This is a genomic window from Streptococcus sp. CF4-3, assembly GCF_024295385.1.
Classification (GTDB): domain Bacteria; phylum Bacillota; class Bacilli; order Lactobacillales; family Streptococcaceae; genus Streptococcus; species Streptococcus infantis_I.
Genome location: NZ_JANCPN010000001.1, coordinates 75,631 through 88,052 on the forward strand (window position 1 = coordinate 75,631; position 12,422 = coordinate 88,052).

General features: G+C 41.6%; 8 protein-coding genes. All 8 read right to left on the reverse strand.

The features are described 5' to 3' along the window. Positions 1–95: 95 nt before the first annotated feature. The 8 genes from NML75_RS00390 to NML75_RS00425 all read right to left on the reverse strand — a co-directional run bounded on the left by NML75_RS00390 (position 96) and on the right by NML75_RS00425 (position 12,421). On the reverse strand, positions 96–1,415 hold the full coding sequence (locus NML75_RS00390; protein ID WP_074324554.1) for an ABC transporter substrate-binding protein: 1,320 nt from the start codon (positions 1,413–1,415) through the stop codon (positions 96–98). Between the two features lie 116 nt (positions 1,416–1,531). Continuing rightward, positions 1,532–2,230: an N-acetylmannosamine-6-phosphate 2-epimerase gene (locus tag NML75_RS00395; protein ID WP_006152943.1), complete on the reverse strand. Its 699-nt coding sequence runs from the start codon at positions 2,228–2,230 to the stop codon at positions 1,532–1,534. 290 nt (positions 2,231–2,520) lie between these two features. Next, the gene (locus tag NML75_RS00400) at positions 2,521–6,198 is read right to left on the reverse strand and encodes an SIALI-17 repeat-containing surface protein (protein ID WP_254731127.1); all 3,678 of its coding nucleotides are present in this window, start codon (positions 6,196–6,198) and stop codon (positions 2,521–2,523) included. Positions 6,199–6,553: 355 nt separating this feature from the next. Further along, complete coding sequence (locus tag NML75_RS00405) at positions 6,554–7,537, reverse strand: acetylxylan esterase (protein ID WP_254731130.1); 984 nt, start codon at positions 7,535–7,537, stop codon at positions 6,554–6,556. 311 nt (positions 7,538–7,848) lie between these two features. Continuing rightward, positions 7,849–9,864 (reverse strand): ATP-dependent DNA helicase RecG, encoded by a 2,016-nt coding sequence (gene recG / locus NML75_RS00410; protein WP_254731133.1) that lies wholly within the window; start codon positions 9,862–9,864, stop codon positions 7,849–7,851. Between the two features lie 24 nt (positions 9,865–9,888). Further along, entirely contained in the window at positions 9,889–10,992 is a 1,104-nt protein-coding gene (alr, locus tag NML75_RS00415; protein ID WP_254731137.1) for an alanine racemase, read from the reverse strand. Continuing rightward, on the reverse strand, positions 10,982–11,344 hold the full coding sequence (gene acpS / locus NML75_RS00420; RefSeq protein ID WP_254731452.1) for a holo-ACP synthase: 363 nt from the start codon (positions 11,342–11,344) through the stop codon (positions 10,982–10,984). The genes alr and acpS overlap by 11 nt, the downstream gene beginning before the upstream one ends. Before the next feature lie 45 nt (positions 11,345–11,389). Next, complete coding sequence (locus NML75_RS00425; RefSeq protein ID WP_049495369.1) at positions 11,390–12,421, reverse strand: 3-deoxy-7-phosphoheptulonate synthase; 1,032 nt, start codon at positions 12,419–12,421, stop codon at positions 11,390–11,392. Position 12,422: the final 1 nt, after the last annotated feature.

Consider the following 12,422-nt stretch of genomic DNA (forward strand, 5'->3'; position numbering starts at 1 on the left):
ACCTGTCAGTTCCTTACTTTTTTTAAACAAAACTCCCCCTTTTCGTACACAGATGTGCACAGGGAAAAGGGGGGATTTTACTTTTTATTTAGGGCTTATTGTTTAGCTGCTTTTTTGATTGTTTCATTCGCTTTTTCAGTGAATGCCTTCAAAGCTGCAGCAGGTTCTTGGTCACCATTAGATACTGCTTGCAACATTGGGAACCATAGAGTTCTCATTTCAGCAAATCCGTCGATTGTGTTGTAGTATGGAGAGTAGTATTGAGTCCAACCACTGATTGTTTCCATACGTTTGTCGTCGTAAAGTTTTCCAAATGAAGTACGAACTGGGAAGGCACCTGTACGAACTACGTCTTTAGGACCCCACTCTTTATCATCTGCGATGAATTGGATGAATTTCTTAGCAGCAGCAACTTTCTTTTCATCCTTGTTGTTAAATACTGCAAATCCGTTTACAAGGTACTCAAGAGCTGGTTTGCCTGAATCAGATGGGAATGGTACTTCTACCACTTCAACTTTACTTGCTTCCAAGAGTTTAGCTTGGATACCGTTTTGAGCTGGTGCCCAAAGGATTGTGTATGATGTTTGACCGTTTGCAAAGTTTTGGATGTCTGCTCCACCGTCAAATTGTGAACCGTTGTTCAACAAACCATCTTTAATCCAGCTAGTTGCTTTTTCAAGACCTTTGACGAACTTAGGATCGTCAGTTGTGTATTTAGTAACTTCTTTGTCTGTTACAGAACCGCCGTATAGGTTAGCGATGAAGGCACGTGTTCCTTGGTCTCCCCCTTGACCAGAACTGAACAATGAACCTGGAGTGTATCCTTTGTCTTTAAGTGCTTTCAAGACTTTTTCAAAATCATCTGTTGTCCAACCTTCTTTAACAAGGTTAGCTACACCAGCATCTTCCAACATTTTCTTGTTCATAGCCATGTAGAATGGTGCAGAACTGATTGGATACATGTATGCTTTATCACCAGCTTTACTTGCTTGAATGATGTTTTCATTGTTAACATCTTTAACAAATTCATCTGTAAAGAGGTCATTCAACTCAGCTAATTTACCATTTTTACCGTAATTAATGATACGACCTGGTGCATCGAAAAGTACATCTGGAGCAGTTCCAGCTTCAATAGCTGTCGTGATTTTTTCTGGACCAGATTTGAAGTCGATTGTTTCTAGTTTAACTTTGATATCTGGGTTTGCTTTTTCGAAAGCTTCGATGATAGATTTTTCATAAGTTCCTACACCGTCACCAGATTTTTCTTGAGTGAAGACTGGGAAAGCCCACCAAGTGATTTCAGTTTTCCCTGCATCACTTGCAGCGTCTTTTTTAGCGTCTGATTTGCCACAAGCAGCAAGAGATAGAACAGCAGCACCCGCAAGTACTGTACAAGCTAGTTTTCTAAATTTCATTAGTATTCTCCTAAATGATGATATGCGTATCCGAAACGGATAATGAGTATTGACAACTTTGTATACGTTTACATTTTATTTTACTAATCAACCACTCTCCTCGTGTTTTAATTGTCTTATTTGAGACCTGCAACAAATCGTTCCGTGATCTCTTTTGGTCTAGTAATAGCACCACCAACTACGATGCCTCGCACTCCGTAACCTAGGATTTGCTTAGCCTGTTCTGGTGTATGAATTTTTCCTTCTGCGATGACGTCTACACCTGCATCGCATAGTTTCTTGATGAGTTCAAAATCTGGACCATCCACTTTTGGACTATAAGATGTGTAGCCTGACAAGGTTGTTCCGACAAAATCGATTCCCGCCTCAACTGCTGTTAGTCCTTCTTCAAAGGTACTTGTGTCAGCCATCAAGAGTTGGTTTGGATATTTTTCTTTGATTTGACGGATAAATTCTTGAATCTCTAGGCCATCATGGCGTTCTCTCTTGGTACAATCTAGAGCGATTACCTCAATATCTAGAGCTGCTAGTTCATCAACTTCTTTCATAGTAGCTGTGATGAATGGTTCCTGTGGTGGATAATCACGTTTGATAATTCCGATAATCGGAAGATTTGTGACCTCTTTGATTTCCTTAATATCTCGAACACTATTTGCTCGGATACCGACGGCTCCACCTTGCTCAGCCGCTTTGACTAGCAAGGGCATTACACCTCCCGCTTCTGTATAAAGCGGTTCGTGAGGAAGTGCCTGACAAGAAACGATGATCCCATCTTTAATCTGCTCAATCAAAGCTTCTTTACTGATCTGTGGCATCCACTTTCCTCCTTTTCTTTTTTCTTATGAGCCTATTATATATCATTTTTAAAGCGCTTTCAACAACTTGTGCTAGAATAGATTGAAGTTTCAAAACAATTTTATGAAATAGAATCTCCTGAAAGTAGTTTCAGGGGAAAATACCCGAATTTGAATTGCCTCCCATCCGCTTATTTCCACTAGAATCTTTGCTTTCTGCAAATAAAGAGCCTGTAACGAATGAACGTTACAGACCCTTCTAATATAAGTCTAAACCTTTTTATAGAGACTTTTTAGATTCAATGTTGCCATTAATCTTCTTTTTTCTTAGCCATTCCAAACAAACCGAGAAGCATTCCAACCATTCCTACAGATACTAGAGAAGTTGAAACCTCACTTCCTGTTGCAGGGAGGGTTGGTTGTTGTGCTTGAGCTGCTGGAGCTTGATAGGTCTTGTCTTGCTGTGCTACAAAAGTGACAAGCGATTTTTCTTCAAACTTATATTCCGGAAGTTCGTTTTTGGCTGCTTCAACTGCATATACTCCGCCTGTGAATTCTGAAAGTTCATGCTTAAGGGCTTGAACTGCATTTGCTCCACCTGCAAATTCTGGAAGCTCATGCTTGAGCGCTTCAACTGCGTTTACTCCGCCTGTGAATTCTGGAAGCTCATGCTTAAGGGCTTGAACTGCGTTTACTCCGCCTGTGAATTCTGGAAGCTCATGCTTAAGGACTTGAACTGCATTTGCTCCACCTGCAAATTCTGGAAGCTCATTTTTGAGCGCTTCAACTGCGTTTACTCCGCCTGTGAATTCTGGAAGCTCATGAACTGCAGCTTCGACTGCATTGACACCACCTTCGAATTCTGGGACTTCTACTGTTGGCGCTGCTTCTTCACCTACTGTTCCAATAGGTTCAGTGTACTCAGGGAGCTCTGTTACAGCCGCTTCGTCGCCATTTACACCACCTTCAAACTCAGGGACTTCTACTGTTGGTGCTGCTTCGTCACCTACTGTTCCAATAGCATCAGTATACTCTGGAAGCTCTGTTATAGTTGCTTCTTCGCCATTTACACCACCTGTGGATTCCGGAACTTCTACTGTTGGTGCTGTTTCCTCACCCGCTGTTCCAATGGCTTCTGTATACTCAGGCGCCTCTGTTACAGCTGCTTCGTCACCATTTACACCACCTTCGAATTCTGGGACTTCATGTACTGCCACTTCGTCACCATTGACGCCTCCAGTGAACTCTGGAACTTCATGAATAGCAGGTTCTTTACTATTAATTCCACCAGGAATTCCTGCCTCATCAAGGCTAACTGGCAAATTATGCATGCTCTCAATCGCACCATCAACTATCTCTGTAACTTCTTGGCCAATATCTTCTTTTTTGACAACAAATAGCAGTGTTTTTGTATCGTACTGAGTTAAGAAGGTTGCTAGGTTTCCATTCGCTAATTTAAGAACAGGAGCTTGGTTTACCAAGACTTCTGAATCAAATTCTAGTGCAACAATATTGTTACCCATATCTACTGCACTTTTTACTTTTGCTTTAGTTGGAGCAATCATATCCTTGCTCAAGAAATCCCAGTTGAATTTCTTATAAGACAAAGTATATTCATTTTGATTGGCATCTGCATGCTCATAAAGTAAGCCAAATTCACCATTACCAAGATCTTGCAATGAGTTATAGGCAAATTTACCGCTTTGAATTGGATTGTGTTTAAGCCAAGTTAATTCTCCGTTAGCTTCCACACGTGCCAAGTGTACCAAACCGTTGTAACGTCCTGGCCCACCTGCGTTACTGAGGACAATATATTCCTTACCATCTTGTACAGTATGAATAGCTGACATTTGAACATATACATCTTTGACATCTGAATAGCGTTTTACATCTTTTTCCCAAGTAGCTCCGCCATCTTTACTTGTTGCAACCTGCAAATCTCCTGTCAATCCACGCATGAAGAGTTTGAGGTCTCCGTTGTTCAACTGAACAACAGTTGACTCAGTATTTTGAGCAACTGGATTATTCATAGTTGAAGAGTGAATTGTTTGGTTACCTACTGGGCGGTTATCATTGACAGCTTCACCTGCTTGCCAAGTTTCACCATGGTCATCCGAGTAAATGACGCGTGAAGACTGAGAACCACTCAAGTAAGATACGTTATTTGTAGTATAGACTGGGATAACGAGACGACCTTTGTGAGGTCCTGAATGCAAGGCGATCCCTGTACCAGGTCCAGTACCTAAGAAGTGCATCCAGTTCTTGCGGATACCGTATGTAATATCTTTAGGTGCAGACCATGTTTTTCCATCATCATCACTATAAGACATCCAGAGATAGTTGGTATTTGAAACTCTAAAGATATTCTTGTCACTGTATTCGAAATAGACATTACCAATTAGTTCTTCACCCTTGTATAAATCACCCTTATCGCTATAAGCTGGTTGTTTAGGAGCAACTACAACACGGTATTCTGTTTTTCTATTTTCAGGGTCAAAAACTTCACCATTTTCACGGATAGTATAACGTCCCGCATCACCTTGTTTGTACAAGACTTGGTAAACCTTATCACCGATTTGCTCATAGGCTTGTGGTGCTTTCCCTGGTAGAGAGAATACTGCCTTCCCTTCGAGGAACATATCATAAATTGAGAAGATTCTCTTAGTTTCAGGATCTTGGACTAAAGCCATGTCAATATTAACTGGTGATGGCCATTCTGGATTTTTAGCTTTCTCATTGTCACGAGGATTAGAGATGGTAATTCTATCTCCCCATGTCTTCCCATTGTCATCACTACGACGAACGACCATACCGATATCACCCCAGTCAGAGTGATGCAAGCGTCTTTCATCCGTTCCGGCAATCAAGGTACCTTTATCTGTCTTAAGAAGTGCAGGTATACGGTAACTTGCAATACCATCTTTATTTGGCTTGCGGTTCACACCACCTTCAAATACATCCAGTTTATCCGTAACTTTTGCTCCTTCAGGAAGTTTCTTCTCTAACTCTCCTCTTTCAAAAAGTTGGCTACGTTTTTTAACTTCTTCTGGAGAAAGGGCACGATCATAAACAGTTAGATTACGAACATTAAGATTTGATCCCCAGAAGTTTTTGCCTGTACGTTTTGTTGTACCGATTTGAACATGATTAACATCTGGCATATCTTGGATAAAACGACCAGACTGAGGACTTGTTCGAGACAAGACACCATTTACATAGACGCGAACCTGACCTTTTGGTTGGTCTACATTTGGTCTTTCAACTGTAAAGGTTACAGAGTTCCACTGACCTGGCTTAATCTTCAAAGGAGCAGTTTTATAATCACCATAGAATTGGTTTCCATTTGCATCACGACCTTCAACGATAGCCGTGTTATCAAGGATGGCCATTGTGAAGTACTCATTTACTTTGGTATCACTGGAGACTGAGAAGAGGTTGTAAAAACGTGGAGCAGACGCATCTGGTTTAAATTCCATGTGAATGGTAGCGTTCTGAAGCTTTTTCAATTTATCAAGTTCATCATTCAAATCAACTCGTTGACCATTTGTTGCATTGGTCTCTACATCTTCTTTTTCAACAACAACATTGGCATTTTCTAATTCTCTTGCGTAGAAGTCACGTGGAACACTACCGACTTTTTCGTCCTCAGTATCCGCTACTGGAGTCTCTGCTGGTTTTTCAGTTTCTGTCGGATTTTCAGAGCCTGGATTTGCTTGCAGCTCCTCACGGTTTACCTCAGTTCCTTTATCTGTCGCTGCTGCCAACTTATCAGCAAGTTCCTTATCTATGTTAGCCAGATTTCCTGATTCTACTTCTTTTGGCAATTCTGGCAAAGCTTGTCCAGCTGTTTCACCACTGGTTGCTGGAGCTTCTTGAGCTAAAACTGGCGACGCACCAAAAACAACTGCCCCAATGACTACTGATGCAGCTCCTACTGTTAACTTTCTAATTCCAAAACGTTGTTTCCGTTCAAAATCTCTCTGTGTCATATATTCCCTTCCGTCTTTCACAAAAAAAATAAAGCGCTTTCTTTTTTATTGAAAATTTTTTGCCTCCAGGGCATAAATCATGTAAAGAAACTGTATTATTGATGGGTTTTTCCCATTCTTTTCATCTGAATTTCTGTTGCATTTTTATACTTTATATCTTAAAGCAAGCAACAATTTTACTCCTTTCAAATTGATACTACACTTATTATATAATAAATATTCTAAATAATAGCCTTAGTAATCTATAATAGAATTTACTTTCATATATATTTCTATGCTTCAAACTTTTCGAAACTACTTTCTTTAATCTCTCAAAAAGAAAGCCCTGTTTTAGCAGGGCTCTTTTTACATATTTCTAACGACCTACATAGGTAAAGGGAATCTCACTACCACACAACCAGTTGTAAACCTGGTCATTGACATGGACATTCATAGCCTCGTGGGCATATTCTGGCATGAGACGATAGCTCTTTTCACAAGTCAAACGATTGTAAATAGCAAACTGGGTGATTGGATAGCAGACATCGTCATCAAACCCTGTAATCATTCTCACATCACCTTTAATGCGATGGGCAAAGTTTTTCACATCGATATAACCAAGTGTCTCCATGATCTGCTCTTCTGTTTCGTGGAAAGGATCATGGAACTTAAAGTAACGAAAAAGCTCATCATAAGCTTCGCTGGTATTCCCAATTTCTAATACTCGTCTAAAGTCTGACAAGAATGGATAGATGGCAACTGTTCGCTTGATACGTGGATTGAGACCAGCAGCCACTAAAGCCAAGGCTCCTCCTTGAGAAGCACCATAACTGGCCAATTGCCCCTCATCTACTTGCGGGAAGCTAGCGACAATTTCAACCAATTGATAAATATCTAAATAGACATCTTTATAGAAGAGTTGCTCTTTTCCTTCTACTGCGCCACGGATGATTTGACCCTTAACTGTATTTCCGAGAGGCGAACGTAAGCCATCTTGTGAGTATCCAGATTGCCCACGAACATCCATCGATACAACCCCATAACCAGCGACGGTATAGGCTAGCATATCTGTCCAATCCCAACAACGTCCCATATAGCCATGGAAGTGGAAAATAACTGGTACTTTCTCTTCTGATTTTGGTAAGACCACACGCGCGTAGACAAGGCCATCACGTGTACCTTTAAAGGTTAACTCATAGCACTTAACATTTGGAATATGAAAGTCACCTTCCTCTAGTTGGTAATCTGGCAAGACCGAAACCTTGTCAATCTCACCATCCCAAAAAGCATCAAAATCCTGAGGTACTTCATCTCTTCCTTTATATGTTTTCATTTCTTCTACTAATGCTGGATTTCTCATAGAATTCTCCTTTGTTTTGTAACCGTTATCATAACTGTAGCACATATGGAGAAGCAATGCAAGAAAGAAAGGAAAACGGAAAGTGGATTTAATGTCCGACCCCAGCAAGAATCCTCTTGAAAGTAGTTTTAGATATATAAAAAAGAGCGTTGCCACTCTTTTTCTTAGTATTTAGGAGAAGGTTGAGTTTCCTTTTGAAATGTCTTTTGGTAATTTACTTTAATAGTCATGAGAGAGTCCTCATTTCTTTTTGATGACTCAAGTATAGATACTCACCCTAAAAGCAAACTTAGCATTTTCTTAGAAAAAGCTTAATCCAGATATTCTTTCTTCTCTAGATGTAAGGCAATCATGTGCCACTCTGGGTCCTCTCGCCAATTTGGGAGGGAGCTGATATAGCTAGCTACCTTTCTAGCTTCCTCAAGGATTGGGAAGTCTTCGATGATATCAGCTACATGGAACTCTGGTAAACCTGACTGTTTAGTCCCAAAAATTTCACCAGAACCCCGCATTTTCAAATCTTCCTCCGCAAGGACAAAACCATTGGTCGTTTCCGTCATGATACGCATGCGGTCTTTCCCAGAGTCAGTTTTTGGATTGGCCACTAGAACTGCATAGGACTGCTTATCTCCACGACCGACACGTCCTCTAAGCTGGTGAAGTTGACTAAGTCCGAAACGGTCAGCATCCATGATAATCATGACTGTCGCATTTGGAACATTGACCCCAACTTCGATAACCGTTGTAGAGACCAGGATATCTGTCTTTCTCTCTTTGAAATCCTGCATAATCTGGTCTTTTTCATCACTCTTCATCTTCCCATGTAAGAGAGCAACTTTTGCTTTTCCTTCAAAATGAGCCGTTAACTCTTCTGACAGAGCAATGGCATTTTTAAGATCCAAGGCTTCAGATTCTTCAATCAAAGGAGAGATAACATAGACTTGGGAGCCTTTCTGAATCTCACCCTCCAACCAAGTCAAGACCTGGGGCAACTGTTCATGTTTAATCCAGCGCGTTACGATGGGTTTACGCCCTGCTGGCATCTGGTCAATAATAGAAACATCCATATCCCCAAAGGCAGTAATGGCTAAGGTCCGTGGTATGGGAGTTGCCGTCATCATGAGGACATCTGGATTTTCACCTTTTTCCCGTAAAATACGCCTTTGCCCTACACCAAAGCGGTGTTGCTCATCGATGATAATCAAGCCGAGTCGGGCATAGTCCACGCCGTCTTGTATAAGAGCATGGGTTCCGATAATCACATCGGCTTCCCCTTTGGCAATGGTTTCCAAGACCTTGCGTTTTTCTGCAGCTTTCAATGAACCTGTTAGGAGAGCTAATTTCAAATCAGGAAAGAGACTCTCTAGACTTTCAAAATGCTGCTCTGCTAGGATCTCTGTCGGAACCATGAGGGCAGCCTGATACCCTGCCGTTACGGCTGCGTACATCGCTAGACCTGCAACCACTGTCTTCCCACTTCCTACATCCCCTTGTAAGAGTCGATTCATGTGATGGTCCGACTTCATATCTGTTAGAATTTCTTGTAGGCTTTTTTCTTGGGCTTGGGTCAAGGCAAAAGGCAATTTCTCTTTCACTGCAGTTAGTTTTTCCTGAGACCAATTTAGGACCAGACCACTTCCATGAACCTTATTTTCAGACTTGAGGGTCTGTAATTGCATTTGGAAATAAAAGAGTTCCTCAAATTTGATTCGACGGAGAGCCTGTTTGTATTCTGCCAAATCCTTAGGAAAATGCATGGCACGAACAGCCTGACTACGGGGCATGAGTTTGTATTTATCTAGCAAGGACTGGGGGATGTTTTCTTCTATCAAGAGGTCCAGTCCTTGATCAAAGGCGGTCTTGATGACTTTAACAAGTCCTGCTTGACTGACGCCTTGCGCTAGGCGATAGACAGGCTGGAGGTCATCCTCGACTTGGGCTAAAACCTTCATTCCTGTGAGGCTTGCCTTGGCACGATCCCACTTGCCAAAGACAGCCAAGGTTGCTCCTAGTTCAATCTTGTCAGCTAGGTAGGGTTGATTGAAGAAATTAACTGCAAAAACAACCTCCCCCTGCTTGAGGCTAAAACGTAGGCGATTACGCTTAAAACCATAATATTGAACACTAGCTGGTGTCACTACCTGACCAGATAAAACAGCCTTTTCACCGTCTTCTAGCTCTAGCACCTGCTTAGTCTTAAAATCTTCATAACGGAAAGGGAAGTAGAGCAAGAGATCTTGCAAGTTTTCAATTCCTAGTTTGGCATATTTCTCTGCTGATTTAGGTCCTACTCCTGGTAAGACATGCAAGGGTTGATGTAAATTCATGCTCTTCTCCTTTCCTTCTATTTCTTAATAATATTCTCTTGGAATTCGATCACTGAGGAGACAAACCACCTCATAATTGATGGTTCCTCGGTAAACTGCTACATCTGTTGCAGTAATTTCTTTATCACCGTTCGAGCCAATTAAAATTACCTTGGTACCCAATGGGTAAAGCTTAGGTAAGCGAATGGTGATTTGGTCCATGGATACACGCCCTACAATGGGACACAATTGGCCATCCACCAGAACTGAAAAATTCTGCATGTCTCGTGTCCAACCATCTGCATAACCGATTGGCAAAGTGGCAATGACTTGCTCACTGTCTGCCTGATAAGTCGCTCCGTAGCCCATACAAGCTCCAGCCTCTACTGTTTTGACATGAACGATGGCTGACTCCAAAGTTAAGGCTGGTTTTAGTTCATAAGGCAATTCCAAAACTTGTCCACTTGGATTGAGACCATACATGGAATCCCCCATGCGAACAGCATTAAAAATCGTTTCCGCATGCCATAAAGTAGTTGCGGAGTTACTAGCATGAACGAATTTTGGCACTTCTTGCAAATCATCTAGGATTCCCTTGAAATACTCTAGTTGTTGCTTAAAGTAGCTATCTGACTCTTCATCTGCAGTAGCAAAGTGCGTAAAGATTCCCTCGACAGAGGCACCATGTCCCTTTAGTAAAGCTTGAGCTTGTGCTGCCTCGTTTGCACTTCTAAAACCAATTCGTCCCATGCCTGAGTCAATCTTAAGGTGAACGGTTAAACCAGCCAAGTCTGACTCAGTATCAAGAAGATTTTCAAGCCATTCCAATCCCGCCACTGTCAAGGTAATATCAAAATCCTTAGCCAATGAAAAAGATTCAACCTCAGATACTCCCAAAATAAGGATTTTCTTAGAAATCCCTGCCTGACGGAGTTCGATGGCTTCATCAATATTTGACACACAAAAGCCATCTACATCATCCTGGATAGCTCTTGCAACAGCTATCGCTCCATGTCCATAGGCATTGGCTTTCACAACCGCCCATTTGAGGGTGCCTTTAGGAATGTGTGCTCCCATCTGTTGGATATTGTAGCGGATTGCTTCTAGATTAATAAGGGCCTTGGTTGGTCTATGTGGACTAGTTTTCATGATTTTCCTCCAAAATAACACTAGCTGTCACAAAGTGTTCTGTATGGCTAATTGATAACCAAACATTTCCTGAAAATGGGGATTTGCTGAAGTAGGGAGCTCCCTTCTCATCGTTCAAGACTTCCAAATCCTGAAAGCCTAGCTTCCCAATTCCCGTTCCCATAGCCTTTGAGAAAGCCTCTTTAGCTGACCAACGGCCAGCCAAATACTCGACCTGTTTGCGACCTTTGAGACTGGCAAAGCGCTCCATTTCCTTGTCTGTCAAGACACGCTGCGCAAAGCCTTTTCTTTTTTCAACTGCATTTTGTATAGAAGCTAATTCTTCAATATCAATTCCGTGTCCAACTATCATTTTCATCAAAAGGAGTTGAGATTCCCCCAACTCCATCCTTTTCACTTATTTTGTTAAGGTAGAATAGATTTCTTCTACTAAAGCTACTGTATTTTCCCAGCCCAAACATGGGTCTGTAATGGAACGTCCAAAGATTTCTGGCTGGTTTTGGCGCCCATCTGCTAAGTAAGACTCGATCATGAAGCCTCGAATTGTCTTCTTAATCTTTTCATTCCAGTCACGGTTGAGAAGAGTTTGGCGAACAATGCGAACTTGCTCCATATACTGTTTTCCTGAATTATCATGGTTGGTATCAATCATGATAAAGGGATTTTCGAGCCCCATAGACTCGTAGCGACCGATGGCATCTAGAAGAGTTTCATAGTAGAAGTTAGGTTCATTCTTCCCATATTCATTCATAGCTCCACGAAGGATGACGTGAGCCAAAGGATTTCCTGAAGTTTCAACTTCTTGACCATGAAAGAGAAAGGTTTGTTTGTTTTGTGCTGCATAAATAGCATTAAACATCACAGATAGGTTTCCAGATGTTGGGTTCTTCATTCCCACTGGTGCATCGATTCCTGAAGCTACAAAACGGTGTTCTTGGTCTTCTACTGAACGCGCACCCACTGCATGATAGCTCACCAAGTCGTCAACCAAGACGAGATTGGCTGGATAAAGCATTTCATCTGCTGTAGTCAATCCTGTTTCTGTAATCACCCGATAATGAAGCTGACGTACAGCCTGTAAACCATTGATTAAGCTTGGAGCTTTAGAAGTATCTGGCTGATGAACCAAGCCCTTGTAGCCATCTCCATTGGTACGTGGTTTGGCCGTGTAAACACGCATAACCATGAAAATCTTATCTGCCACTTTTTTCTGCAAGTCTGCTAAACGACGGGCATACTCTAGGACTGCTTCTTCATTATCAGACGAACAAGGCCCAATGACCAAAAGGATACGATCATCCTTACCTGAAAGGATATCTGCTAATTCTTGATCACGATTTTCCTTATGTTGCAAGGTTTCTGCAGATAGCCGTGTTTCCGCCTTAATCGCTTCAATATCGATTTCTTGACCTTTCTCGATAAATGCCATA

Excerpts from the sequence above, each read along its gene's own strand:
- alr (WP_254731137.1), bottom strand. The coding sequence starts at position 10,992 with ATGAAAACTAGTCCACATAGACCAACCAAGGCCCTTATTAATCTAGAA.
- NML75_RS00425 (WP_049495369.1), bottom strand. The coding sequence starts at position 12,421 with ATGGCATTTATCGAGAAAGGTCAAGAAATCGATATTGAAGCGATTAAG.
- NML75_RS00390 (WP_074324554.1), bottom strand. The coding sequence starts at position 1,415 with ATGAAATTTAGAAAACTAGCTTGTACAGTACTTGCGGGTGCTGCTGTT.
- acpS (WP_254731452.1), bottom strand. The coding sequence starts at position 11,344 with ATGATAGTTGGACACGGAATTGATATTGAAGAATTAGCTTCTATACAA.
- NML75_RS00395 (WP_006152943.1), bottom strand. The coding sequence starts at position 2,230 with ATGCCACAGATCAGTAAAGAAGCTTTGATTGAGCAGATTAAAGATGGG.
- recG (WP_254731133.1), bottom strand. The coding sequence starts at position 9,864 with ATGAATTTACATCAACCCTTGCATGTCTTACCAGGAGTAGGACCTAAA.
- NML75_RS00400 (WP_254731127.1), bottom strand. The coding sequence starts at position 6,198 with ATGACACAGAGAGATTTTGAACGGAAACAACGTTTTGGAATTAGAAAG.
- NML75_RS00405 (WP_254731130.1), bottom strand. The coding sequence starts at position 7,537 with ATGAGAAATCCAGCATTAGTAGAAGAAATGAAAACATATAAAGGAAGA.